Annotated in this window: 22 protein-coding genes; 11 read left to right on the plus strand and 11 right to left on the minus strand. The window is 60.3% G+C overall.

The genetic code is table 11. From position 1 onward, the window contains the following. Positions 1-120: 120 nt before the first annotated feature. The 3 genes from WCA10_RS14630 (at position 121) to WCA10_RS14640 (ending at position 3675) form a co-directional block, all read left to right on the plus strand. Positions 121-1299 carry an IS4 family transposase gene (locus WCA10_RS14630; RefSeq protein WP_472823274.1) on the plus strand — a complete coding sequence of 393 codons (1179 nt, stop codon included), beginning with the start codon at positions 121-123 and terminating at the stop codon, positions 1297-1299. Positions 1300-1687: 388 nt separating this feature from the next. Beyond that, entirely contained in the window at positions 1688-2398 is a 711-nt protein-coding gene (locus WCA10_RS14635) for an energy transducer TonB (protein WP_472823275.1), read from the plus strand. 122 nt (positions 2399-2520) lie between these two features. Beyond that, the gene (locus WCA10_RS14640) at positions 2521-3675 is read left to right on the plus strand and encodes a lactonase family protein (RefSeq protein ID WP_472823276.1); all 1155 of its coding nucleotides are present in this window, start codon (positions 2521-2523) and stop codon (positions 3673-3675) included. Between the two features lie 218 nt (positions 3676-3893). On the opposite strand, the gene lpxC is transcribed toward WCA10_RS14640, so the two are convergent. The 4 genes from lpxC to WCA10_RS14660 form a co-directional block, all read right to left on the minus strand. Further along, positions 3894-4826 carry a UDP-3-O-acyl-N-acetylglucosamine deacetylase gene (gene lpxC, locus WCA10_RS14645; RefSeq protein ID WP_472823277.1) on the minus strand — a complete coding sequence of 311 codons (933 nt, stop codon included), beginning with the start codon at positions 4824-4826 and terminating at the stop codon, positions 3894-3896. An 840-nt stretch (positions 4827-5666) separates the two neighbouring features. After that, complete coding sequence (locus tag WCA10_RS14650; protein ID WP_472823278.1) at positions 5667-6686, minus strand: isocitrate/isopropylmalate dehydrogenase family protein; 1020 nt, start codon at positions 6684-6686, stop codon at positions 5667-5669. Between the two features lie 152 nt (positions 6687-6838). Beyond that, positions 6839-7315 carry a transcriptional regulator NrdR gene (gene nrdR, locus WCA10_RS14655; RefSeq protein WP_472823279.1) on the minus strand — a complete coding sequence of 159 codons (477 nt, stop codon included), beginning with the start codon at positions 7313-7315 and terminating at the stop codon, positions 6839-6841. Positions 7316-7374: 59 nt separating this feature from the next. After that, a complete protein-coding gene (locus WCA10_RS14660; protein ID WP_472823280.1) occupies positions 7375-8547 on the minus strand; it encodes a DegT/DnrJ/EryC1/StrS family aminotransferase in 1173 nt (390 codons plus the stop codon). Positions 8548-8782: 235 nt separating this feature from the next. Between WCA10_RS14660 and hfq the strand changes: the two genes are divergently transcribed. The 4 genes from hfq (at position 8783) to WCA10_RS14680 (ending at position 13620) form a co-directional block, all read left to right on the plus strand. Next, on the plus strand, positions 8783-9088 hold the full coding sequence (gene hfq, locus WCA10_RS14665; RefSeq protein ID WP_472823281.1) for an RNA chaperone Hfq: 306 nt from the start codon (positions 8783-8785) through the stop codon (positions 9086-9088). Positions 9089-9211: 123 nt separating this feature from the next. Next, a complete protein-coding gene (gene hflX / locus WCA10_RS14670) occupies positions 9212-10609 on the plus strand; it encodes a GTPase HflX (protein ID WP_472823294.1) in 1398 nt (465 codons plus the stop codon). Further along, a complete protein-coding gene (locus WCA10_RS14675) occupies positions 10590-11156 on the plus strand; it encodes an NUDIX domain-containing protein (RefSeq protein WP_472823282.1) in 567 nt (188 codons plus the stop codon). Before hflX ends, WCA10_RS14675 begins: the two co-directional genes overlap by 20 nt. Positions 11157-11346: 190 nt before the next feature. After that, positions 11347-13620, plus strand: coding sequence for a spermine/spermidine synthase domain-containing protein (locus WCA10_RS14680; protein WP_472823283.1), 2274 nt, complete (start codon positions 11347-11349; stop codon positions 13618-13620). Between the two features lie 34 nt (positions 13621-13654). Here the strand turns inward: WCA10_RS14680 and WCA10_RS14685 are convergent, their stop codons facing one another. Both WCA10_RS14685 and WCA10_RS14690 read right to left on the minus strand, forming a co-directional pair. Then, entirely contained in the window at positions 13655-14161 is a 507-nt protein-coding gene (locus WCA10_RS14685; RefSeq protein ID WP_472823284.1) for a DUF302 domain-containing protein, read from the minus strand. 103 nt (positions 14162-14264) lie between these two features. After that, on the minus strand, positions 14265-15401 hold the full coding sequence (locus WCA10_RS14690; protein ID WP_472823285.1) for a citrate synthase: 1137 nt from the start codon (positions 15399-15401) through the stop codon (positions 14265-14267). Between the two features lie 184 nt (positions 15402-15585). Between WCA10_RS14690 and WCA10_RS14695 the strand changes: the two genes are divergently transcribed. Next, positions 15586-16302, plus strand: a complete 717-nt coding sequence (locus tag WCA10_RS14695) for a GNAT family N-acetyltransferase (RefSeq protein ID WP_472823286.1) — start codon at positions 15586-15588, stop codon at positions 16300-16302. A gap of 276 nt (positions 16303-16578) precedes the next feature. Continuing rightward, positions 16579-17418: a hypothetical protein gene (locus WCA10_RS14700; protein WP_472823287.1), complete on the plus strand. Its 840-nt coding sequence runs from the start codon at positions 16579-16581 to the stop codon at positions 17416-17418. Here WCA10_RS14700 and WCA10_RS14705 read toward each other — a convergent pair. The 4 genes from WCA10_RS14705 to WCA10_RS14720 form a co-directional block, all read right to left on the minus strand. Next, on the minus strand, positions 17405-18013 hold the full coding sequence (locus WCA10_RS14705) for a hypothetical protein (RefSeq protein WP_472823288.1): 609 nt from the start codon (positions 18011-18013) through the stop codon (positions 17405-17407). The genes WCA10_RS14700 and WCA10_RS14705 overlap by 14 nt on opposite strands. Before the next feature lie 103 nt (positions 18014-18116). Continuing rightward, the gene (gene polX, locus WCA10_RS14710) at positions 18117-19859 is read right to left on the minus strand and encodes a DNA polymerase/3'-5' exonuclease PolX (RefSeq protein WP_472823289.1); all 1743 of its coding nucleotides are present in this window, start codon (positions 19857-19859) and stop codon (positions 18117-18119) included. Between the two features lie 451 nt (positions 19860-20310). Further along, positions 20311-20547 carry a cold shock domain-containing protein gene (locus WCA10_RS14715; RefSeq protein ID WP_472798929.1) on the minus strand — a complete coding sequence of 79 codons (237 nt, stop codon included), beginning with the start codon at positions 20545-20547 and terminating at the stop codon, positions 20311-20313. Positions 20548-20753: 206 nt separating this feature from the next. Beyond that, positions 20754-21410 (minus strand): NUDIX hydrolase, encoded by a 657-nt coding sequence (locus WCA10_RS14720; protein ID WP_472823290.1) that lies wholly within the window; start codon positions 21408-21410, stop codon positions 20754-20756. A gap of 176 nt (positions 21411-21586) precedes the next feature. Here WCA10_RS14720 and bshC point away from each other — a divergent pair, with 176 nt between their 5' ends. Next, entirely contained in the window at positions 21587-23194 is a 1608-nt protein-coding gene (gene bshC, locus WCA10_RS14725) for a bacillithiol biosynthesis cysteine-adding enzyme BshC (protein WP_472823291.1), read from the plus strand. 53 nt (positions 23195-23247) lie between these two features. Here the strand turns inward: bshC and WCA10_RS14730 are convergent, their stop codons facing one another. Beyond that, positions 23248-23604, minus strand: coding sequence for a hypothetical protein (locus tag WCA10_RS14730; RefSeq protein WP_472823292.1), 357 nt, complete (start codon positions 23602-23604; stop codon positions 23248-23250). A 244-nt stretch (positions 23605-23848) separates the two neighbouring features. Between WCA10_RS14730 and WCA10_RS14735 the strand changes: the two genes are divergently transcribed. Beyond that, the gene (locus tag WCA10_RS14735; protein WP_472823293.1) at positions 23849-24775 is read left to right on the plus strand and encodes an alpha/beta hydrolase; all 927 of its coding nucleotides are present in this window, start codon (positions 23849-23851) and stop codon (positions 24773-24775) included. Positions 24776-24834 lie beyond the last annotated feature (59 nt).

Below are 24834 nucleotides of genomic sequence, written 5' to 3' on the forward strand. Positions count from 1 at the left end.
CATTGCTGTCCAAAATAGCGGATATCTGTTTGACCCGAGGAATGTTTGAGGAGGCTGATCCCCAGTTACTCTGAAGTGGGTTCCCAGTCAGGACCACCTTCAGAGAAGAAAGGATCAGCCATGCTTCAAGTATGCAGTGTGTACTCGCAGCTTTTGCAACTGTTTTCGCGTGCGCAGTTCGCTCGGGCGGTCAAGCAGCACCAGGCCGAGCGCAACGCCAAGGGGTTCAGCAGCTGGGAGCAATTTGTAGCCATGCTGTTTTGCCAGTTGGCGCATTTGAACTCGCTGCGCGAAGTATGCATGGGCCTGGCCAGTTGTGAATCTCCGCTGAAGCATCTGGGCATCAGCGTCACGCCGAAGAAATCAACTCTGGCGTATGCCAATGCCAACCGTCCGTGGGAACTGTACGAGTCGATTTTTATGCAGCTGCTGGAAAAGTGTCAGGCGGAGATGGCGACGCGCAGCCGTCGCAAGTTCCGTTTCAAGAACAAGCTGATGAGTCTGGACGGCAGCGTCATCGAACTGTCGGCGACCATGTTCGACTGGGCCAAATACACCCAACAGAAGGGCGCGATCAAGCTGCATCTTTTGCTGGATCACGACGGCTACCTGCCCACGTTCGCGGTGGTGACGGAGGGCAAATACAGCGAGTTGAACGTAGCGCGGGACTTGCGCCTGAAAGCGGGCACGATCCTGGCCGTTGACCGCGGCTACAACGATTATGTCTGGTTCGGGGAGCTGACGCGGGACGGTGTCTTCTTCGTTACGCGGATGAAGGCCAACACGGTCTACACGATCGTTGAGGAGTGTGCGGTTCCAGAAAAGGGCAACGTGATCAGTGACCAGATCATTTCTGTACCTTCTTTGGACAGGCATGGCAAGACGCAGGTGCTGTTTCGGCGTATCGAGTACTGGAACGCGGACAAGCAGGAGATCTTGGTCTTCTTCACCAACCTGCTCCACCTGGCGGCCTCGACGGTGGCCGCGATCTACAAGGACCGCTGGCAAATAGAACTGTTTTTCAAGGCACTGAAACAGACCGCAAAAGTGAAGTCGTTCCTCGGTACCAGCGCCAATGCGGTCAAGACGCAGATATGGACGGCGTTGATCGCCATGCTGATCCTGAAATACCTGCAGATGAAATCCAGCTTCGGCTGGTCGCTTTCCAATCTGGCCGCTCTGCTTCGCCAGCAGTTGTTCATCTTCAGAGACTTGTGGGCATGGCTCAACACTCCTCTGGAAGGACCGCCCGCCGCAAGAGAACTCTGCGAACAATTACCGATGCCGATGACGTGGTGAGCAGGACTTGGACAGCAGCGAAAAGAATCGAAGTCAGATGAACTAACAGTTCAGCACTTACGCACCAACTAATTGGACAGCAGGAACACCGGCACTTAGAAATCCATCCAGCGCGAGTCCTCGACCAAACCCGCCACTATCGGCGAGGGAATATCCCCATGTCCTCTGAAATCAGCCCTGTGGATTTACAGAATCGCTGTTTTGGACAAGAGTGCTCAACCCGCCGGTGTCTACATCAGCACAGTGGTTCCGATAGGGATGAACGGAGTTGTCAACACTCCTGCTCCCGCGCCGCCGTAGTCAGGCGCGCGGAGCGGGCAGCCCGCTCGCGGCTTGAAAGCTCTCTGCCTCCCACCGGCGCGGCTGAATTCACCCTGGGAGGCATGCCATGTTTGAAGACTCGACATTCGAATCCACCGGAAGAATCAAAACCCGCAGCCGCCGCTGGATGTTCGCTGCGCTCGGCTTGAATGGTTCCATTCTCATCGCGCTGGTGCTCATTCCGCTGATCTATCCTGACGCACTGCCCAGCCACTTCATCCCTCCGTTGCTGGTGGCGCCCGCCGCGCCGCAGCCTGAAACCCCGCCACCAGTGCACGTTCGCGCTGCCGCGCCCCATGACTTCTCAGAAATGATGGGACCCCAGATCGTTATGCCAACGAGAATCCCGACCAGCATCTTAGCGCCCCACGATCCCGAGCCCGGCTTTGACCGCAACATTGCGACAGAGATCGGGAGCGACGGTTCCGGGAACGGAGAGAGCCCGTTCGGTCCACGGCAGCCGGTCACCATCGTCCATCCGCCCGCATCTGCTGTGCGCCTGCCTTCGAGATTTGTAGAAGGCTTTCTCATTTACAAAAACGTTCCGCAGTATCCCATCATCGCGAAGACCGTCGGTATGCAGGGCACCGTCGTCTTGCAGGCCACCATCTCCAAGTCCGGAACAATCCAGGATCTCCAGGTTGTCAGCGGACCTCCCATGCTCCAGCAGGCCGCGATCGATGCCGTCAAGACATGGCGCTATCGCCCCTACCTGCTCAACAACGAACCGGTCGAGGTAGAAACCACCGTGAGCGTGATCTTCCGGATCGATCGCTGAATCGCGGCGCCCGGCAGATGTCCTTCTGCGGTGCATGTGCATCACAACTTGCAGGTACATGCACCGCGTGTCAGCCCGCGATTGGCGCAACTGCCGCTCCATCGGCGAAAATCACTGGTGCCATGCGAATACTCTCCCGTCGTGATTTCATGATGTCTGTCTCCGCCGCCACTCTTGCCGCTGCCACAACCAAAGGCTTCTCCGGATCGCACGTGCAGCGCGTGTTCGTCGCATCCGGAACACCGGAAGGCATTCGCTCCTTCGATTGGATTTCCAGCAGCGGCGATCTGAAAGCCGCCGGTATTGGCGCGGAGATCTCCACCGTCGACTGGATCTGCTTCTCCCCCGATCGCAGATTCATCTTCGCCGCCTGCGAAGTCGACAGCTTCAACGGCAAGCCCACCGGCGAACTCGCCAGCTTCCGCGTTGCCGGCGGAAAACTTGAGCAGCTCTCCGGGCAGAACTCCGCCAGCAAAGGAACCTGCCACTGCGCCATCGACCACACCGGCCGTGTTCTCATCTCCGCAGACTACGGTGGCGGCAGCGCAGCCAGCTTTAGAGTCACCGATGGCAAGCTCAGCCCGCTGGTGTGGAGCGAGCACTACACCGTGCATGGCCCCAACCCCGACCGGCAAGAGGCCGCGCACGCGCACTTCGCCTCGTTCTCGCCCGACAATCGCTTCGCCTACGTCAACGATCTCGGCGGCGACATGATTCACATCTACACCTTCTCGCCCGATACCGCCGTGCTCAAGAATGCGGGCGCTTATCACTCGGCTCCTGGCGCCGGTCCGCGCACGCTCCATTTCCATCCCAACGGTCACACCGCCTACGCAATGAATGAAATGGCATCGTCGGTCGACGTGCTGAAGTGGAACAAGGCAGACGGCAGCTTTACGCGCGTCGACACCGTGCATCTCCTTCCGCCGAATGCGCCGCTTCCCGATCCAAAAGACGCGCCCCAGGGAAACACCGGATGCGACACGGTGATTACAAACGACGGCCGCTTCGTCTACTTCGCCAATCGCGGCACTGATTTTCTCTACAGTTTCAAAGCCGATCCTGCGACCGGCGCGCTCACGCCGATGGAGCGCACGGGAACAGGCGGAAAGACCCCGCGCAACTTCACCCTCGATCCCACCGAGCACTGGATGCTCGTCGCCGATCAGAACTCAAGCAATCTCGCCGCATTCGCACGCGACACCGCCACCGGCAAGCTCGCCGCCAAAGGCAAGACCGTCGATTGCCCCACCCCCATGTGCATTCTGTTTGCTTGAAGATTTGTGCCGCCCAGAACCGATTCGCGTATCCCGCGCCCTGTCATTCCGACCGGCCAACGGGAGTGGAGGAACCCGCAGTTGCTTTTCTTTGCCCCGCGGGCATGAACGTCATCGTGCTGCAACCCTCCGCCCATTTTCACGTCGCAACGCGATCATATGTGGCCGCTTTTGTATCTTGGTTCGAAATACGGTGCAATTTCAGCGAGGCGTTGATACTACGCGCCCATCAGTGCCGGCCGCCGCATGGCCGCAACCGTCAGCGACTCATCCTCGGGCTCCGCCGCTGCAGCCGGCACATGCGCCAGCTCCCACGCCGAGCGATCCTTCATCAATCGGGCTACCAGCGCGGTATGCATCGCGTGTCCTGCGCGCTCCGCGATTACGAGACCTTCGATCCGTTTCCCAGCAAGAGCCAGGTCGCCGATCAGGTCCAGCACCTTGTGCCGCACGTATTCGTCGCTGAAGCGCAGGGGCCCGTTCTCCGGCCCTTTGGTCCCGAGCACGATCGCGTTCTCCGGACTGGCGCCGCGAATCAATCCCATATCGCGCAGCTTTTTCTCGTCCGCCTTGTAACCGAACGTCCGCGCCGGCGCAATGAATGTGCCATAGGTTTCCGCGGCCAGGTCGATGCTCGTCTCCTGCCGTCCGATCGGAGCCGGGAAGTCGATCCGGTATTGAATGCGATATCCCGCGCCGGGGTACACACCGATGAACTTATCGCCCTCTCGCACCTCGACGGCCCTAAGCACCTTGATCGACTCGCGCTTTCTGCGCTGCGTCTTGATGCCTGCCTCGCGAAACGCCTCCACATACGGCATCGCGCTTCCGTCCAGGATGGGCAGTTCCAGATTGTCGAGTTCCACAATCACGTTGTCGACGCCCATACCAATCAGCGCGCTCAGAAGATGTTCCGTAGTCGAAATCAGCACGCCCTGGCGCATCAAGCTCGTCGCGTAGCTCACCTTCGCCACGTTGCGGCCCGTCGCCGGAATCTCAAAGTTGTCGAGGTCGGTTCGCCTGAAAACAATACCCGAACCAGCCGGCGCCGGCAGCAGTCGCATGGTCACAGGGGCACCGGAGTGCAGCCCTACCCCCGTGAATTCCAGGGGCGCTGCAACCGTCTGTTCCAGGTGTTCTGTCTGTCCCAATCAAATAACTCCGGAATGAGAACTCTTCCACGTACAGGGGTTCGTAACCGTAAGATTAGACGCTAAATAGAAAAACGCAGTGTGGCAATTCTGCAACACTACGCGCAATCGGCCCGCCCCCGCCGCCAATCTGATTTCAAACTATTGCCAAATCAAGCTGATAGCTCATGCACCCGAGGATAACTAGATCGTTATCAAATGCATGATCGGTTCCTCTGTAGTTAACGTCAGTAAGGATTTTCGTTGTCGATTTTCGCTTGGTTTTCGCTTGAGTCTCGCCTTCGACGGCGCGGTCGTAATTGCCGTCAACGAATTCCGCCTCCCACAGAGAGTGGTTGTCACGAACGGTGCGCAGCCCGCCTCTGCGCTCTATTCCAGTTTCCTGGCTGTACGCGTGACCCACCCACGGGGTTCACCTCAACCCGATGTCAACCCCTAGTGTCGGCGGAATTGCGCACATCCCCTTCATTCCATTGCGCATAATATTTCTCAGAGTTTTGCAGATTATTTCTTCAAGTTTCCTACACTGGTATCAGGCGAAAAACGACAGAGTGAGCCCTGGAGCCCGGTGGGGATGACCAATCCGAAGCAGAAATGGGCCACATTATGGGACTGATCGCACCGAAAATGGTACAAATGGCCGCAAATCAGATGAAACTCCTTAATCATGAACACTTTAGATCATAAACCCTTTGTGGTCCACGACTTACGGGACCCCATTTTATGGATAACTCCTCTCGAATCAAGACTTTGTGTTAAAAGGGGTTTTTGAAAAACACCAGGATGGTCTGCCTCCTCCGAGGTTCTCTTTCAACACCGGAGTTCTGCCGGCTATTTCGATCAAGCCGATTCCATCGCCGCCAGCACCGCATCGGCAAATTGCGTGGTCCCGCAGGTACCACCCACATCGCGGGTCAGGCTTTTCTTCTCGCCGTAGACGGTTTCGAGCGCCTTTTGCACTTTGTTGGCTGCGGCTTCTTCGTTGAGATGGTGCAGCATCAGCACAGCTGATTGCAGCAGCGCCGTGGGATTGGCCAAATCCTTCCCGGCAATGTCGGGCGCAGATCCGTGCACCGCTTCAAAGATCGCGCATTCATGGCCGAGGTTGGCGCCGGGCACCAGTCCCAGCCCGCCAACAAAAGCCGCGCAGAGATCGCTGACGATATCGCCGTAAAGGTTTTCGAGCAGCAATGTGTCGTACTGGTAGGGATTCATGACCAGCTGCATGCATGTGTTGTCGATGATGTGCTCGCCGTAAAAAATCTCAGGAAATCCCTCCGACACCTTCCGCGCGCAACGCAGAAACAGCCCATCCGACAGCTTCATGATGTTGGCCTTGTGGATAGAGTGAATCTTCTTCCGCCCATGCTTGCGCGCGTACTCGAACGCAAACTTGGCGATGCGCGTCGAGCCCTTCTCGGTAATCACCTTGATGCTCTCGACGACGCCTGGAACGACCTCGTGCTCCAGCCCAACGTACTCGCCCTCCGTATTTTCGCGAACGATGATCAGGTCCACGCCGGGCCATTTCGACTCAAGCCCGGGCAGATTCTTGATCGGACGGAAATTGGCGAACAGGTCAAATTGCTTGCGCAGCGTAACGTTGATGCTCTTGAACCCGCCGCCAATCGGCGTCGTCACCGGCCCTTTCAAGGCCACCTTGTTGCGCGCGATCGAGTCGCTGAGGTCCGCAGGAATGTACTCTCCAAAAATCTCAAAGGCCTCGGCCCCGGCGGCGAAGCGCTCCCACTCCCACTTCACGCCGGTGGCTTCAAGAATGCGCACCACAGCCTGCGTAACTTCAGGCCCAATCCCATCGCCGGGAATCAACGTAACTTTGTGTGTTTTAGTTTCAGACATGACCCGCTTCGAGCCTCTAGCTCTCAGCTTCTAGCTTATCCTGCACCCCGCAGCCCAACGGAATGAACCAGCATGGTGCAGAACTGAAAACGGGAACTACGAACTACGAACTAACAACGAGAACTGAGAACTGACAACTGAAAACTGCTTTCCTACTTCTTGCCCTTCCCCGTCCGGTGGCTCTCCAGCAGGTCTTCCAGCTCTTCTTTGAACTCCCGCACATCCTTGAAGTCCCGATACACCGAAGCGAACCGGATGTACGCGACGGTGTCGAGCCCTTTGAGGTGCTTCATGATCAGCTCGCCGATCTCGCTGGTGGTGCGCTCGCGCTCGGGCGCATCCATCAGGTAGCTTTCGGTTGCGTCTACCACGGTTTCAAGCTGGGTTGAGGAGACGGGCCGCTTCTCGCAGGCGCGCAGAAGTCCGCTCAGCACTTTCTGGCGATCGAAGCGCTCGCGACGGCCGTCTTTCTTCACCACCATGTAAGGGATTTCGTCGATCCGTTCGTAGGTGGTGAAGCGGCGATTGCATTTCTCGCACTCGCGGCGACGCCGGATCGAGTCCGCTTCCTTGCTTTCGCGCGAGTCGACAACGCGATCTTGCAGATAACCGCAGTAAGGGCACTTCATGCTGTGTCGATTCTACGGTATGACAGAACCGATGTCGTGACCGCGGAGGCGTGGAATCGTCAGCTCAGAAACTCAACGATCGCCTTCACCACCGTTTGCTGCTCGTCTTCGCGCAGCTCCGGGAAGATAGGCAGGGCGAGCACTTCGCGCGCGGCGCGCTCCGACTCCGGAAAGTCTCCTTCGCGGTAGCCGAGGTGCTTGAGCGCAACCTGCATGTGCAGCGGCACCGGATAGTAAATCTCCGAGCCGATCTTGCGCTCCGCCAGAAACTCGCCCAGTGCATCGCGCCGCGCGGTGCGAATCGTGAACTGGTGCCAGACGTGGTGTGTACCCGGCACTTCGTGCGGCAAAATGATGCCGTGCCGCGGCCAGGTTCCCGATTCCGCCAGGCCCTTTTCGTGGAACAGCGCTCGATAGCGCTTCGCGATTGTGCGCCGCGCCTCGTTCCATCCCGCAACGTACTTAAGCTTCACCCGCAGCACCGCGCCCTGGAACCCATCCAGCCGCGTATTCCAGCCAAGTTCGTCGTGGTAGTAGCGGCGGCGCATCCCATGCTGACGAAGCATGCGCGCCCGCTCCGCGATGTCGTCGGAGTTGGTCGTCACCATCCCCGCGTCGCCGGCTGCGCTCAGGTTCTTGGTGGGATAAAAGCTGAATGCGGCGGCATTTCCCAGGCCGCCCGCTTTCGCACCTTCCCACGCGGCCCCAAATGCCTGGGCTGCGTCCTCAATCAGCTTCAACCCGTGATTCTGACTCAACCGTGAGAATCCGTCCCAGTCGGCACATTGGCCGTAGAGATGCACCGGCAGCACGGCGCGAACGGGCACCGGCTGCGGAGCCTTCAGCACGGTTTCGACCGCTGCCGGGTCCAGGTTGAAGGTGAGTGGATCGATATCGGCCAGCACCGGCCGGGCTCCGGCCCGCAGAATCGCGCTAACCGAGGCGAAGAAGCTGAAAGGCGTTGTGACCACCGCATCGCCTTCGCCGATGCCCGCCGCGGCAAGGGCCAGCCACAGGGCGTCTGTCCCGGAAGAGCAGCCGATGGCATGCTTTACGCCCAAATGGTCGGCGGCAGCCTTTTCAAAGGCCGCAACCTGCTCGCCAAGAATAAATTGCTGCGTCTCTAGGACATGCCGGAGCGCCTCGAGCAATTCCTGCTGCAGCGGCGCGTACTGGCGCTTGAGGTCCAGCATGGGCACTTCGATCGCGGCGGAATCCGGGGCTTTTGGCACGGAAACATGGTAGCAGCCAATCGGAGCTCACCATCCCGCGATTGCGTTCCCAGGCCGCGGCAAAGTAAATTCGGGCCCGGAGAGTTGAAAAGGTTCGTGAACCGCTATATTGTTGTCACATTGCGGGGTTTGGCGGCTCCGGGACTTCCGGCGCCGTCCCCGCTGATTTGTCTTATCACACGGACGCAGCACATTGGCATCCAACCATCCTAGAAAAGAAGCAGGAGATCGGCATATGGAGAACAAGCCGGCACAGAACATTCAGGACACCTTCCTGAATACAGTTCGCAAAGACAAGACCCCCATCACGATTTATCTGGTCAGCGGCGTCAAGCTGACGGGAAAGATCCGCTCCTTCGACAAGTACTCCGTTCTGCTGGAGAACAACAGTCAGGAGCAGCTCATCTTTAAACACGCCATTTCGACCGTGGTGAGCAACCGGAGCGTGATGCACACGGAGCATCGCCCTGCTATGGCAGGGATGGGACCGGCCGCCGTGCCGCCGCCTGCGCCTCCGGCGAGCACCGCGGAACAGCGATAAGACAGGGAGCGCCCTCAATTGGCAGTGGACGGCGGTGCCAGGGGACGGCATCAGGGCCGAGTTGCTTCGACGACCAACACGGGCCGTTGGAGCGACAGGCCGGAACGTGCGGTTCTGGTTGGCGTGGACTTCTCGACTCGCCCGCGCGCCAGGCGCGCTGGTCTCGACGGAGCACGTCGCGCGGCTTCGCGCCCTGCCGGCGACAATTCAGCCGATGTGGAAAAGGCACCGGCCCAGGCCGCAGAGGGACCAGGACTCGATGCCGATGAATCGCTAGCGGAGTTTCGCGAGCTGGTGCGCAGTGCCGGCGGCGAAGTTGCCGCCGAGCTCATGCAGCGTCGCGCCCGTCCCGATCCCGCTACGCTCATCGGCGCAGGCAAGGTCGAGGAGATTGCCGGCGTCGCCGCATCCACCAATGCCGACCTTGTCCTCTTCGATCACGACCTGAGCCCCACGCAATTGCGCAACCTTGAGGCTGCGCTTCCATGTCGCGTGCTCGATCGCACCCAGCTTATTCTCGACATCTTCGCCCGGCATGCGCGAACCCGCGAAGGCCAGTTGCAGGTGGAACTCGCCCAGCTCGAATACATGCTGCCCCGCTTGACCGGCCGCGGCAAAGCCATGTCGCAGCTTGGCGGCGGTATCGGCACCCGCGGACCCGGTGAAACGCAGCTCGAAACCGATCGCCGCAAGATTCAGCGGCGCATCGACCAGGTCAAGCTCGATCTCGACGCCGTCAAGCGCGTCCGCCGCCAGCAGCGCCAGCGCCGCGAGGCTGTGCCGGTGCCTACGGTCGCGCTGGTCGGCTATACCAATGCGGGCAAGAGCACGCTCTTCAATCGGATGACCGGCGCGCACGCGCTGCAATCGGCGCGCATGTTCGCTACGCTCGATCCCAAGCTGCGCGGCATCGAACTGCCCAGCCGCCGCCGTGTGCTGCTGTCTGACACCGTGGGATTCATCCGCAATCTTCCCCACACCCTCGTCACCAGCTTCCGCGCCACGCTCGAAGAGGTGGAACAGGCCGAGATTCTGCTCCACGTGCGCGACGCCGCTTCAACCTATGGCGAGGAGCAGAAGGCGCAGGTTGAAAAGGTGCTCGACGAACTCGAAGCGCTCGGCAAGCCGCGGATCGAAGTCCTCAACAAGATCGATCTTCTCGACCCCCACGAGCGCGAAGGCCTTGCCGCGCGCGAGCAGCCGCGGCATGAGCGGCACCGGGCTGAGGTGTCGGTTTCAGCGCAGACCGGCGAAGGCGTCGACGCCTTGCTGGCAGCGATTGACAATGCCCTCTTCTCCGATCCGGTGATCGAGACGGAATTGCGCGTCCCGCAAAGCGATGGCGCCGCGCTGGCTGCAATCGAAGGCGGCATGGTGGTGCATTCCCGCGCTTACGAGGGGAACCTGGTGCGCCTTACAGTAAGCGGCCCCGCATCTCTCGTCGGAAGATTGCGAAAGTATCGCACGCGAGTTGAGGATTCTCCGGACGCGAGGAGGCACCTTGCAACCGCCCGAAAGTGACCAGAACAAATCGATTGTCACGGTGGCGAGCCGCGAGGTCTATCGCAACCAGTGGTTGCGCCTGCGCGAAGATCGCATCCTGCGTTCCAACGGCAAGGAAGGCATCTACAGCGTGGTCGACAAGGACGACTGCGCGATTATCCTGCCCCTCCAGGACGGCAAGGTATGGCTCGTCGAGCAGTTCCGATACACGATCCAGCAGCGCGCGCTGGAACTGCCGCAGGGCGGCTGGGAGAGGGAGATCGATGATCCCGAAGCCCTGGCGCGCGGAGAATTGAAGGAAGAGACGGGCCTCCTGGCTGCGGAGATGATCTATCTCGGGTTCCTCTGGGTCGCCTACGGATTCTCAAACCAGAAACAGCACGTATTTCTGGCGACGGGCCTGACCATGCAGGAGCGCGATCCCGATGACGAGGAGCACGACCTCATCGTCCAGATACGCACCGTCGAAGAGTTCGAACAGATGATCCTCGACGGCACCATCTGCGATGCCTCGACGCTGGCTGCGTGGGGACTATACCTCACATGGAAGGCCCGCAAAGGGTAAGTTCCCCCCGATGGCCCCCGATCCTGGATAAAAAGGCCGCGGTGATATAAAGCCGCTGTAAATTTGTTTGTCTCCCAGCCAACTTTTAGCAACCTGATCCGGTTCTATCCTTCTGGGCCAGAGTTGCGTTTCCCCGGCCCTGCAATCTCAATTTTCCCGTGTAGAAGTTCCTCACAAAAAGGAGCGTGCGATGGGATGGTTTTTCGCGTTCTTCTTCCTATCCGGCTTTTGCAGCATCCTGTATGAACTGGTTTGGCTGCGGTTGACCATCGCGGAGTTCGGAGTGACTACCGCCATGACCTCCATCGTGCTCTCAATGTTCATGGCGGGCCTGGGCCTGGGTTCTTGGGGAGCAGGGGGGCTGGTCCGACGCTACGGCCAGCGGCCCGGTTTCCCTTCGCTTCGTCTGTACGGCCTTACCGAGTTGCTGATCGGTTTGTCTTCGCTGGCGGTGCCGGCAGAGTTGGCGTGGGGCCATCGACTGCTTGAGTCGATGACGGCGCAGAATGCATACTCCTCGGGCTCCTACTATGTTGCCTCCGGAATCCTGGTGGCGGTCATTCTGCTGCCATTGTGTACGTGCATGGGCGCTACCTTTCCGCTGGCCATGGCGGCCATGCGCAGCCGTCGGCGCGCTGCATCCAAGCGGTCATTCAGTTTCCTCTACCTGGCGAATGTGATGGGGGCGGTGGCAGGTGCGCTGGCTCCTCTGTTTCTGATCGAGCTGTATGGATTTCGCGGCACCATGCGCGTGGGCACCGTCTGCAATGTGATGATCGCCGTGTCTGCATTTGCATTGACGCTGGGCGGGCGCGCGAAGGTTTCCGCAGAATCGCCCGTTCCGGCTGTCGCGCCGGTCACGAACCAGCCCCGGGCTGTCACCGCACAACCCAAAGGCATTTTGGCCCTGCTCTTTTTGACCGGACTGGCGACCATGGGCATGGAGGTGATCTGGATCAGGCTGTTCACTCCGTATGCAGGCCCGGTGGTCTATTCTTTCGCGTTCATTCTTGTTTCGTATTTGTCGGCCACCTTTGCCGGATCGTTCGTCTACCGGCGTTTCAATCGCGGCGGTGAAATCGATCCCTTTCTGTCGTGGGTGTTGCTGGCGTTTCTGGGATTGCTGTCGCTGCTCACCTCCGATCCTCGCTTCCCGTTGAACACGCCGCTTCGCGTTCTGCTGGGGGTGGGGCCGTTTGCGGGGTGGATCGGCTATCTGACGCCGATGCTGGTGGACCGCTGGTCGGCTGGGGATCCCGATCGCGCAGGCCGCGCTTATGCCGTCAACGTCCTGGGATGCATTCTCGGTCCGCTGCTTTCGGGCTTCATTCTGCTGCCCCTTGTAGGCGAGCGCGTGGCGATGTTTCTGTTTGCGGTGCCGTGGATGGGAATGGCGTTTCTTCCGGCGCGCAGTCAGACGCCACGCAGCAGCAGGAGCACGGGCACGCGCGTTGCAGCGTACGCCAGTGTCGTTGCGGCGCTGGCGCTTTTCTTCGCCACAAAGAATTTCGAGACGCTCTTTCCGGATCGCGAAGTCCTGCGCGACAGCACGGCCACGGTGATCGCGACCGGAAGCGGGATGCACAAGCGATTGCTCACCAATGGTATTGGGATAACGCAGTTGACGCCGATAACAAAGATGATGGCGCACCTGACGCTGGCATCGCTTCCCGCGCCTCCGCGCAACGCGCTCGTTATCTGCTTCGGCATGGGCACGACATATAAATCGGCCATGTCGTGGGGCATTCCTGTGACCGCTGTGGAACTGATTCCAAGTGTGCCGGGGCTGTTCACCTTCTATCATCCCGACGGCGCATCGTTGCTGGCATCGCCGCTCTCGCACGTGGTCATCGACGATGGCCGCCGCTACATGGAGCGGACACCAGAGAAATATGACGCGATCATCATCGATCCGCCACCGCCGGTGCGCGCTGCCGGATCGAGCCTCTTGTACTCGAAGGAGTTTTACGCGGTGGCGAAGGAGCGGCTGCAGCCGGGCGGGATCCTGGCCCAATGGCTGCCCTCTGGCGACAAGGCTGTGCAGTCGTCCGTGGCGCGAGCACTGCAACAGTCGTTCCCTTATGTCCGGGTTTTCAGGCCGGTGGAAGAAAACGGCTGGCACTTTCTGGCCAGCATGCGGCCCATCGCCGAGCGCAGCGCTGACGAGCTGGTGAAGCGCATGCCGGCCGAAGTCGTTACCGACATGATGGAGTGGGGGCCGGCGGCGACGCCGACGGAGCAGTTCGATCGCATGCTGCGGACCGATCTTACGACGCAGATGCTGATCAGCCGTTCGCCCGACACGCCTCCGCTGCAGGATGATCGCCCGGTGAATGAGTACGACATGCTGCGGCACTGGTCGCACTATGTGCACGCGGGGATGCGTGATTGGAAGCCCGACCAATACGGCGCCGGCTCAAATTCGCCGCCAGCAGGCGAGTCGGGACAGACGGCGAAGAAGTAATTCAGCTGAATGCCCGTGGGGCCACGCAGGAAATCTATCCGCCAACAGCGGTCACGAGTGCTGCGACCTTGGTATCGAGGTCACGCGCAACCTCAAGGGCCTCGGGATTTCCGTATGCACCGAGATAGCTTGTCATGGTGTCGTAGGAGAGATGCACTCCATCATCGCGTTCGTCGATGAGCAGGGTGACGGGCGCGTAGGAGCCGGCGTCGTGGACATGCTTCGCCATGGCCATCATGATGAGCGGGTTGCCCATGACGAGGCGGACGATCCTGGGTGTTGCGACGGGGGCGGCTGGGCTTTGCGCCTTGCGCAGAAATTGGCCGTGATCGAAGCGCAGGAACTCCATCAGGCCTGAGGGACCGATGGCGCGCTGGACGACTGCTTCCATTTCGGGATAGGTCGAAGCAGCGGCGATCTCTTTCCAGAATGCATGCATGTCCGGATGGCCGATGGCGGCATTCATGGAAGCAATGATGTCTTCAAATTTGCGGGAAGAAACGAGGACGCGGCGCTCGACTGTAGTGTGATTACTCGACATGGAGCTTAGATGCGGACCCGGATGGAGTGGTGCAGAAAGTTTCAGCCCGGCGGGCGCAACTCCCCGGTCTGAGTATGGCTGAGGTCCGAATCGTTTGAGGTGCCTAGGGGCGATCAGCTACGGGGATCCAGGGGCTGGGATACACGGGGCCGATATAGTCCGCGCGGGGGCGGATGAGGCGGTTGTCGTCGAGCTGTTCGATGACGTGCGCGGCCCAGCCGGCGACGCGGCTCACGGCAAAAATCGGCGTGTAGAGATCGATGTCGATGCCCAGCGTTGCGTAGGTCGAGGCCGAGTAGAAGTCGACGTTGGCGTTGAGCTTCTTGTCCTTGTTGATGTAGAGCTCGATGGCGCGGGACATCTCGTACCATTTCGGGTGCCCGGAATCTTTACCGAGCTGTTCGGACATGCGGCGCAGGTGCGTGGCGCGCGGGTCTTCGGTCTTGTAGACGCGGTGTCCGAAGCCGGAGATCTTCTGGCGGGCGGCCAGCATGTTCTTTACATATTCGACCGGATCGTCGCCGGCTTTGTCGATGGCGTAGAGCAGGCGCATCACTGCCTCGTTGGCCCCGCCGTGCAGCGGACCTTTGAGTGCGCCGATCGCTCCCGTGACGGCGGAGTGAATGTCGGAAAGGGTGGCGGCGATGACGCGCGCGGCGAAGGTCGAGGCGTTCAGTTCGTGGTCGGCGTGAAGAATGAGGGCGATGTCGAGCGTGCGGGTCGCTGTTTCAGAAGGCTTGACGCCGTTGAGCATCCAAAGAAAATTGCCGGCGTGAGAGAGCGAGCGGTCGGGAGGAACGACGTCGAGGCTTTTGCGGATCCTGTCGTAGATGGCAACGATCATTGCGATCTGGGCGGTGAGGTTATAGGCCTTGCGCACATTGGCGTCGTGCGAATTGTCTTTTTCGTCGGCGTCGTAGAAGCTGAGTGCCGACACCGCAGTTCGCAGCACTTCCATCGGCGTGGCGGAGGTAGGAAAGGTGCGAAGCATGTCGACGATGCGCTGGTCGAGGGAGCGGGCAATGGCCAGTTGCGAGGAAAATTCGCGCAGCTCGAGCTCGCTGGGCAGGCGCCCGTTCCAGAGAAGGTAGGTGGTCTCTTCAAAGCAGGAGCGTTCGGCTAGTTCGTGGATGTCGATGCCGCGGTAGGCCAGCACGCCCGCTTCGCCGTCGATAAAACAAATGCCGGAGTTGGCGGCAACAATTCCTTCAAGACCCTTACCAGCTACAGCAGTGGACATAGCCTTTGAAACTCCCCTCTCTGGGTGGTTGGATGCGGTCGATTTTCAAGTATTCGTGCGGGCACTAAGCGGGGCCCGGCGAAAAGTGCGGTACTGCTCTTTATAAATGAGGGATTCGACGGTTGTCACGGATGGGCCCCAGCTTCGTGCTGCATCGCGTTATGATTGCGCTGGTCTGAAGACGATGGAATTTACGGTGAGGCCGGTCGAGGTGACGAATATTCTGCCCTTGCGCCAGCTCTATCGGCACGAGATGAATTGCCAGATTATCCACGATTCCCTGCATGGGCGTGAAGGCTGGACGCTCTCTTACCTGATTGAATTGGAGGGCGATGCGGCTGGATACGGCTCGATCGCGGTAGGCGGCCCCTGGGCGGGTTCGCGTACGCTCTTTGAGTTTTACGTGGTCGAGAAGCAGCGCTCGCGGTTCTTCGAGGCGTTTGATGCGCTGAAAGCAGCAACCCTGGCGGACGCGATCGAGACGCAGACCAACGACGTGATGCTGACCGCGATGCTGCACACGTGGGCGCACGACGTGGCGAGCGAAAAGATCGTTTTTGAAGACAGGCTGACGACCGCCTACAGGGTGCCTGGCGCTGTTTTGCGCAAGCGGGATCCCGATGGCGACTGGATGCTGCTGGAGGTAGGTGGCGAGGTGGCGGCAACGGGCGGCATCCTGTACCACTACAACCGCCCTTACGGGGATATCTGGATGGAGGTAGCCGAAGCGTTCCGGGGGCGCGGGTTCGGGACCTACCTGGTGCAGGAGCTGAAGCGGATCTGCCGCGAGGGCGGGAATGTGCCATGCGCACGCTGCAATACCGGCAACACTGCATCGCGCAGGACACTGCAGAAGGCGGGATTTGTGCCCTGCGCGCACATCCTGCATGGCAAACTGTGAGATCCGCCCATGCCCAAGGTGCTGCGTGGCGCTAGACACACGTTATGCTGGAAGGCCTTCGAGGCAAAGCTATTTCCCCATTACCGGCTGGATTCTTCTATAGTTTGTTTAGTCTCCCGGCGAACCTGCTGACGTTGCTTCTGGCGGGGCGTGGGAAGATTCGAGCGTTTGCAGTCGAGTTGCACCGGTTCGGCGAACCCAGTCCCGGAGACATGGGCTGGCGCCAATGGATTGTGAGCGGATTCCAGGAGAACCGCTCCGGAGGAGAAGGGAAGCATGAGCGACGAGAAAACCACGGTGGAGGAGACCGCGCCTGCCTACAGCGGTGCCTTGCTGGGCGCGATTGCGGTGGCTGTACTGGCCGCACTCGGTGGGCTGGTTTGGAGCTATACGCTGAGCAGTCGCCTTACCCGCCAGGAGACCGCATTATCTGAGGCCAACCAGCAGAACGCCAAGCTCGATGCGCAGTTGCGCGAAACCAATGCGCGGTTGCGCGTGGCGACCGACGAGCTGGGCAAGAGCGTGGGAATGACCCAGAAGCAGCTCGACGAACGCGCGCAGGACATCCTTCGCCGCGAGCAGGCCGATAGCAAGCGTCTGGAGACCGCGCAGAAACAAACAGCGCAGCAGGTGACTGCGGTGCAAAGCGACGTTTCGAGCGTAAAGACCGATGTGGGCGGCGTGAAGACAGATCTGACGAAGACGCAGGGGGACCTTGCAACAGCGGTGAGCCAGCTCACGTCGATGAAGGGTGACCTCGATAACCACTCGAGCCTGATTGCGCGTAACGGGTCCGAGCTGGAAGTGCTCAAGCACAAGGGCGACCGAAACTATTACGAGTTCACCTTGAGCAAAGGGCACAGGAAGCCGGTGGGCACGGTGAGCCTTGAACTGAAGAAGGCCGATCCGAAGAAGAGCCGGTTTACCGTGGTGGTCTTCGCCGACGACCGAAGCTATGAAAAGAAGGACCGGAACGTGGATGAGCCGCTGCAGTTTTACAGCGGGAAGGAGCCGGCCCTGTACGAGATCGTAGTGAACGCGATCGGGTCAAAGAACACCGTATCCGGATACCTGTCGACGCCGAAGGGAGCTCCGGCGCCGCCTACCGTTCAGTGATGGGGCCCTTGGGAGCAAGAGTCAGCGCAGGCAGATACTGGAAGTTGAACGAGTAGTTGAGGCTCTTGCGCGCTTCCCAATCGGCCTTGGCCAAGCGGAATGAGCAGACAAATGTGCCTTCTTTAGTCTCGCCCGGTTGAATCGTAAGATCGGGCGAGATGGGAGTCGCGTGCCACTGCGCGAGCTGCGGATACGCCTTGAAGATGCGCTCAAAGTCAGTGGGCGTGGCGGCGTAGCTGGAATGAATGCCGTCGGCCAGCGTCGCGTTGGCGACAATCTGGTGCAGAAAGATCGGCTGCTTGCTCTGGTTGTGCAGGCGCACGTGCGTAAAGAGCAGGACCTGGTCGATTTCCTCCTTGGGGATCGCCGCGCCGTTGGCATCCCAGCCCGAGGTTTCAGTGTGCATCGGGTGCGCCCAGACATCGACGATATCGCCCGTTGAAGCGGGCGGCTTCTCGCCCATGAAAATGTAGACCGCGATGGCGATGGAGACGAGCACGGTAGCGACTACCGTGGCGACGATGACGTGGCTGGTGCCGCGGGTGTAGGCCTCGCCGGGTGCCTGATCCTTCGAATCCTGCTGCAGCAAACTCATAGCGCCCTCATCTTAGCCCTTCCCAGGCAGAACAATCCAGCGTCTTGAGGCCTGCGGATTTGACGTGCATGTCTCGTGGACGTGATGGTTCAAACGACCTGTGTCAGGTTCGTGGACGCAGTGCGACCAGAAATTCGCCCGGTGGCAATGTGTTGAGGATGTCTGCCGGGGTAAGCCAGGCACGGCGGAGCTGGCGGATGCCGTACTTCCATTCGCCGACGACGGCGGTGGTGTGGGCGTCGGTGTTGATGACGATCTTGCAGCCGGACTCCTTGGCGAGGCGCAGGTCGCGGTCGCTCAGGTCGAGGCGTTCGGGGGCGGCGTTATGCTCCACCGCGACTCCGAGTTCGGCGCAGCGACGCAGGACGGCGCCGGTGTCGAGCTGGTACGGCTCGCGGCGCAGAATCTGACGGCCGGTGGGATGACCCAGGATGCGGGTGTTGGAGTTTTCAACTGCGCGCAAGACGCGTGCGGTCATTTCCTCGCGCGATTGTTCGAAGCGCGTGTGGACGCTGGCGATCACAACATCCATCTGGGCGAGCACTTCGTCGTTGAGGTCGAGAGCCCCGTCGGCGAGGATGTCGACCTCGATGCCGGTGAAGATACGGATGCGGCCCTCCATCTCCTTGTCGACTTCGCGGATATGCGCGATGTGTTCGAGGGCGCGCTTCTCGTCGAGCCCGTTGATCATGGCCAGGTTTTTGGAGTGATCCGTGATGGCGATGTACGCGAGGCCGCGTTTGATCGCTGCTTCGGCCATCTCGGCGATGGAGTTGCGGCCGTCGCTGGCCGTCGTGTGCATGTGCACGTCGCCGCGAATGTCTTTGGCTTCGATGAGGCGGGGCAGGGCGTGTTTTGCGGCAGCCTCGATTTCGCCGAGGTTTTCGCGCATCTCGGGAGGCATCCAGTCCATCTGGAGCGCGGCGTAAATCTCTTCCTCGGTTGCCGAGGCTACGGTGGATTCGTCGTCGAGCCGGGCGAGAGCCCATTCGCTCAGCGTGTAGCCCATTTTCAGTGCCCGCTGGCGAAGCGAAACGTTGTGGGCCTTGGAACCAGTAAAGTACTGCAACGCCGCGCCGTAGCTCTCCGAGGGCAGCAGGCGTACGTCAACCTGGAGTCCGGTGGAGATGTGGAAGCTGACCTTGTTCTCGCCTTTGGCAATCATGTCGTGAATGCCGGGGTAGGCGGCGACGTATTCGACGGCTGCTTCGGTGTGCTGCGGGGCGCATGCCGGGCCGGCGACGAGCAGATCGAGATCGCCGGCGGTTTCACGTCCACGGCGCAGTGAACCGGCGGGGGTGACGCGCTCGATGCCGTTGAAGGCCAGCAGGTAGGCTGTGAGGCGGTCGGCGGCGTCCTCGGCTTCGTCGATGCGAAAACGGCCGGCGGAGCGACGATAGTCCTCGATGCCTTTGCGGATCTTTTCGATTTGCTTTTCGCCCATGCGGGGCAGGCCCTTGAGGCGACCGCCGTCGATGGCCTCAGCGAGTTGATCGATGCTGCCAATGCGGCCCGTATCCCAAAGAAGCGCGACAGTCTTGGGACCCATGCTGGGAAGTTTGAGAAGCTCGAGGAGGCCGACGCCATATTTCGCGAGCAGTTCGTCGCGGACGGGCATGGAGCCGGTGGTGACGATGGCCTGGATGTTGGTGGCCATGCTTTTGCCGATGCCGGGGATGGCGAGAAGTTGAGCCGTGTCGGACGAGACGGCCACCAGGTCCACCGTTGTCTGTTCCACGGCTTCCGCGGCACGGCGGTAGCTACGCACCCGAAAGCTGTCGGCGCCGCTGATCTCCATCAGATCGGCCGTCTCGTTGAACAGGCGGGCCATGGTGATGTTGTCCATGGAAGCGGTCTCCGGGATGAGCGAGCCGGCTCTGGCCGGGGTTCCGGCCTGCCGAGCTCTCTGTCTTCGTTCAAGTTTCCATCGGGCGCCGCGGAAGTGTCCAGCAGAGGCCTGATTGTCGGTGGGGCAGCGGACGCGGATGTGCGTAAAATTATGCCGGAGGTCGTTCGAAATGGGGCATTAACGCACGTGCGAGGCGATGACAGTGCGAAGCATACGCGCGGCACACAATTCCCGGGAGCCGCAGGCCTCGGCCAAATGGCACGAGGCCTGCGGCGGGATCTGAATCAAACGAGAGTCGGACGACAATAAGAAGAAATGGAACGAAAGCGAATGCGAAGACAACGACGTCCGATTAGTAAGATTGATTGATCGGGAGCCAGGATCGGAGCAATGTTTTCCCGTGCCGCCGAGGGGACGGCAAAGGTAACGCTACGGTGTTTCCGGTCTACTAGGCTGCGTTGTGGGTGGCTGCTGTATCTCTCAACCGGATAACTGCGTCCGCCTGAGGACCTTTCTGCCCTTGAACGATGTCGAACTCGACGTCATCGCCTTCTTTCAGAGTCTTGTAACCATCCAGCTGGATTGCCGAGTAGTGAACGAAAACATCCGGCCCGTCATCACGTCCGATGAATCCGTAGCCCTTGGCGTTATTGAACCACTTCACCTTGCCTTTGTACTGAGCCACAGGGATTTGCCTTTCTTGCCACTTGATGGGGTTGATGAGCGAGGGGTTTTCGGGAATCGCCCACCTGTGGCTTATGACGCGTATTCGCTGACAAAGGTTTATTGAAAATTGGCCAAACAGACTCACAAAATGGGACAGGCCGGGCGAAATTGCGCGCCGGCCTTGGGAAAGCTGTTGAAACGGTTGACGAAAAGGACTAGCAATTTTTATTTCTTGCGCTTCTTTCCCACACGGCGCGCATACAGCAGAACGCTGCAGAGAGTCTTGCCGTCCTTGATGGCGCCTTTCTCGATCATCTCCACAATCTCCGACAGCTTTATGAGGCGAAAATCGATGTCTTCGTCGTCTTCAGGGTGGGCATCGCCGGCCATCAGGCCTTCGGCCAGGAACACTTTCATGGATTCGCCGAGAAATCCGGGGCTTCCGTAATATTCGACCAGGGGCTTCCACTTTTTGGCGCGATAGCCGGTCTCTTCTTCGAGCTCGCGCTGGGCGCCGATCAGGGGGTCTTCGTTGGGCTCCAGCTTGCCGGCGGGCAGTTCCCAGAGATACTGCTTCGCGGCATGACGGTACTGGTGCTCCATGACGATCCACGGATCCTTCTTGTTTTTTGATTTGTCGATGGCGAGGATCACGACGCTGCCGTTGTGGCGGATGACGTCGCGCTCGCTGGGCTTGCCGCCCGGCTCGAGAAGCTTGTCGTGCAGGACCCGGAAGAGCGGGCCCTGATAGACGACCTTGGAGCTGATGAGAACCTCGGACTCGGTGGAGGCGGCGATGGCGGATTTCTTCCCGCCTTTGGCTTTGGGGGATTTCGTCTTTTTGATCTTGGCCGGCTTGGCGGGCTTGGTTTTTTCGGGCATGCGGGGATCGTTTCTCCTTCGTGCGTCAAGAGAAGTATATGCAATGGGGTGTCAAGCAGTTGTGCATCGTATGAGGGGGACGTGGCATCCTTATCTCAGCCGATTTTCTGCGCCATCCCCTGAGCCCGGATTCAGCCACCGGATTCAGCAAATCCAAATCCGTCGGAAGGTACGCGTTGCCGAGTTCAGACTGTTATCCCATCGACGTGGTTCCCGGACTGAGCCGCCTTTTCCTGGACTTCCGCGCCGGAGAACCGAGGGTGCGGCCGTTTTATGCGTCGCTGCCGCGCGAGACGGGATGGCAGAAGCGATGTCCGCTGCCAGGTCATTGGAATGAGATCGTTGCGGTGCTGGCCGGGCAAAATGCTTCCATTGAAGCGGCCCCCGCGCTCGAAGCACTTCGCGCAGGCGCGGGAATGATTCTGACGGGGCAACAGGTGGGCTTGCTGGGCGGGCCCCTGTACACTCCGTTCAAGGCTGCCACGGCGGTAGCACGGGCGCGACAAGCTACCGCGGCGGGCCAGCCGCATGCAGCCATTTTCTGGCTGGCGACGGAAGACCACGATTTCGCCGAGATCAATCACGTCACCTTTCCCTCCCGCAAGGAACTGAAGAAGCTGGTATATGCGAAGCCCCCGGCGAATCCGGTGCGGGTGGGGGACGTCGTGTTGGATGAGACGATCGAGCCGATGATGGAGCAGGCGTGGGAATTGCTGGGCACATCCGCTGCGATGGACGCGCTGGCGGCCGCGTACAGGCCGGGGCGGACATTCGGCGAGGCATGCGGAGACTTTTATCGAAAGGCATTTGCGGCGCAGGGGTTGCTGGTGCTGGATGCCGCCGGGCGCGAGGTGCATCGGCTGGGTGAGCCGGTGCTGCGGGCGGCGATCGAACGCGCCGACGAATTGCATGCGGCTCTGCTCGAGCGAAACAAGGAACTAGAAGCGGCGGGATATCACGTGCAGGTCGCGGTAACTCCCCAGTCGAGCCTGCTGTTCTTGATTGATGAACGCAGCGGCGCGCGCATGGCGCTGAAGCGCACTGCGCCGAGTGCGGCGGAGCCGAACGGAATCTGGCAGGCGGGGCGCGAGAAGTTCACGACGGCGGACCTGGTGGGCATTCTGGCTGCGGAGCCGGAACGAATTTCTCCCGGAGCGCTGCTGCGGCCGGTGTTTCAGGATTATCTGTTTGGCACTTCCCTGATTGTGGGCGGACCGGCGGAGATTGCCTACTTTGCGCAATCAGCGGTGTTGTACGAGCGCATCCTGGGTCGGACCACTGCGGCGGAACCGAGGCTCTCTGCAACATTGATTGAGCCGGCGATCGGGGAAATGCTGCGCAAGCACGAATTGGGTCTGGACAGAGTTTTCAAGGAGTCGGCGGACTCGCTTGCGCAACTGCTGGCGGCGCGGGCCATGCCGGTGGACGGCAAGCGCAAGCTGGCGGCGGCGGGAACGGCCCTGGATGCCGAACTCAACCCCCTGCTCGAGTACATGAAAGCGATGGACGCGGGACTGGGCCGGTCGGCGGATACGGCGGCGAGCAAAATGCGTTACCAGATGAATCGGCTGCGGAGACTGGCGGCAAACTTCGAGATGCAGCGCGAGGGCTCTTCGCGACGGCATGCGGAGGCGATTGAGCGCGCGCTGAACCCGGGCGGCGCGCTCCAGGAGCGCGTGCATGGGGCGGCGTACTACTTCGCGCGCTATGGATTTGAGCTGGCGGAGATGCTGACGTCGCTTGCGGAAGATCCTTGTCCGGGGCATAAAGCTGTGTGGCTCTAGCCGGGCGGATCTGAAGCCGGAGGCAATTTTTTTCTCCGCGCGCGAGGTCAGAATTATTTTGCGGGAGAAGGGTTCGTTTCCCAGAAGGCTATTTCGATCTTCGTAGTCGGTGGTTCGGGCGCGGGCTCGGGGCGAGGCGGCCCGGTGAGACCCCAGCCGGCGTGGCCGAGGTACGTGTCAGCGAAGAGCTGAAACTTCCGGCCGCAGGCATTGCACTCGAAGTTGTGTTCGGCAGTGTTCGCAGGCCAGTCCGGCTTGAAGAGATCGTCGAGCGGGCAAGTGCTGTCTGTCAGGATGAAGACGCCGTCGTTCACGAGTCCAAGCAATCGGCGGGCGAGTTCGAGATATTCGCGAGGCTTCTCGAAGCTGAGGCTCTCCATGAGCCCGTCGCACTGCGTGCATGCCGCCATTGGTTGAGTGTGCCACCTTCCGCGATAGTCGCGGGCCATGCCGATGGTGCATCGGTAATGCTGACCTAAAGACACGGTACTGTCATTTGAAGCTGCGGGGGACGCCTTCGGGGGTTCGCTGCCGGACTTGCGGACGAGTGTCTGCAACCCCAACGAGCGCGATCGGTTTGATAGAGCGAACTGAGCACAGCACCCGCGACTGGGAGAGTTTGTATAATCCTCACGAAACTGGTGGAGTTGGTATATGAGGCGCTTGCTGGCGTTAGGTGTAGGTGTTTTGCTGGGATGCGCGGTGGGGCTCGCACAAAAAGAGCCTTGTGCCATGCCAGGAGAAAACAATGAGTTTCTCGGCTTCGAAACCATTCGTCTCTGGACGGGTGAAGCGCCGCGAGCCAGGGGTACGGCATGCGAAGATACGCCGACGCTAGCCATTTTTGATCCGCAGCCTGGGCATGAAAACGGGTCGGCCGTGGTGATTCTGCCGGGCGGGGCCTATCAGCGCCTCGCGGGGAATCTGGAAGGCCGGCAGGTGGCCGACTGGTTTACCGCGCGGGGTTTTCGGGCATTCATTCTCAGCTACCGGCTGAGCTCAAACGGATACCTGCTTCCGGTTCCGCTGCTCGATGCCCGCAGGGCCGTGCAGACGGTGCGGGCGCGGGCCAGCGACTATCACATCGATCCGAATCGCATTGTGATAATCGGGTTCTCGGCTGGCGGACACTTGGCGGCGCTGGCAGCAACGCAACCGGTCGAGGGAAATCCGAATGCCATCGATCCGATTGAGCGGGAGTCGAGCCGGCCGGATTTCCTTGTTCTCGGATATCCATGGATCGGAGCCATCTCCAGCGACACTTCGCACTTGAGCTATTGCAAGCTCTTCAACGTGATGGACCAGTGCGAAGCGCTGCGCAGGGCTTATTCTCCTGACCTTTTCGTGACGGCGAAAACGCCGCCGACGTTCTGGTATCACACCGCCGACGATCAGACGGTTCCAGTCGAGCCGGGACTGCGGTTCTACGAGGCCTTGATCAAGGCAGGCGTGCCGGCGGAAGCGCACATCTTCGCGCACGGCCCGCACGGGTCGGGTCTGGGCAAGGGCGATCCGTCGCTTGATCAGTGGCCAGGACTGCTGGAGACATGGCTGCGAGCACGGGGGTTGCTGAGTAAGTGAGGAGTGGAAATAGAGTGAATAAGTGAATAAGTGAATAAGTGAATGAGTGAAGAAGTGAA

Source organism: Occallatibacter sp. (assembly GCF_049582745.1).
Taxonomy (GTDB): Bacteria; Acidobacteriota; Terriglobia; order Terriglobales; family Acidobacteriaceae; genus Telmatobacter.

What these genes read in the sequence shown, in the direction of transcription:
- WCA10_RS14735 (WP_472823293.1), top strand. Translation starts at nt 23,849, where the DNA reads ATGAGGCGCTTGCTGGCGTTAGGTGTAGGTGTTTTGCTGGGATGCGCG.
- hfq (WP_472823281.1), top strand. Translation starts at nt 8,783, where the DNA reads ATGGAGAACAAGCCGGCACAGAACATTCAGGACACCTTCCTGAATACA.
- nrdR (WP_472823279.1), bottom strand. Translation starts at nt 7,315, where the DNA reads ATGAAGTGCCCTTACTGCGGTTATCTGCAAGATCGCGTTGTCGACTCG.
- WCA10_RS14690 (WP_472823285.1), bottom strand. Translation starts at nt 15,401, where the DNA reads ATGTCCACTGCTGTAGCTGGTAAGGGTCTTGAAGGAATTGTTGCCGCC.
- WCA10_RS14730 (WP_472823292.1), bottom strand. Translation starts at nt 23,604, where the DNA reads ATGGCGGCATGCACGCAGTGCGACGGGCTCATGGAGAGCCTCAGCTTC.
- WCA10_RS14680 (WP_472823283.1), top strand. Translation starts at nt 11,347, where the DNA reads ATGGGATGGTTTTTCGCGTTCTTCTTCCTATCCGGCTTTTGCAGCATC.
- WCA10_RS14705 (WP_472823288.1), bottom strand. Translation starts at nt 18,013, where the DNA reads ATGAGTTTGCTGCAGCAGGATTCGAAGGATCAGGCACCCGGCGAGGCC.
- polX (WP_472823289.1), bottom strand. Translation starts at nt 19,859, where the DNA reads ATGGACAACATCACCATGGCCCGCCTGTTCAACGAGACGGCCGATCTG.
- WCA10_RS14695 (WP_472823286.1), top strand. Translation starts at nt 15,586, where the DNA reads ATGGAATTTACGGTGAGGCCGGTCGAGGTGACGAATATTCTGCCCTTG.
- WCA10_RS14685 (WP_472823284.1), bottom strand. Translation starts at nt 14,161, where the DNA reads ATGTCGAGTAATCACACTACAGTCGAGCGCCGCGTCCTCGTTTCTTCC.
- WCA10_RS14700 (WP_472823287.1), top strand. Translation starts at nt 16,579, where the DNA reads ATGAGCGACGAGAAAACCACGGTGGAGGAGACCGCGCCTGCCTACAGC.
- WCA10_RS14630 (WP_472823274.1), top strand. Translation starts at nt 121, where the DNA reads ATGCTTCAAGTATGCAGTGTGTACTCGCAGCTTTTGCAACTGTTTTCG.
- WCA10_RS14635 (WP_472823275.1), top strand. Translation starts at nt 1,688, where the DNA reads ATGTTTGAAGACTCGACATTCGAATCCACCGGAAGAATCAAAACCCGC.
- WCA10_RS14720 (WP_472823290.1), bottom strand. Translation starts at nt 21,410, where the DNA reads ATGCCCGAAAAAACCAAGCCCGCCAAGCCGGCCAAGATCAAAAAGACG.
- WCA10_RS14640 (WP_472823276.1), top strand. Translation starts at nt 2,521, where the DNA reads ATGCGAATACTCTCCCGTCGTGATTTCATGATGTCTGTCTCCGCCGCC.
- WCA10_RS14650 (WP_472823278.1), bottom strand. Translation starts at nt 6,686, where the DNA reads ATGTCTGAAACTAAAACACACAAAGTTACGTTGATTCCCGGCGATGGG.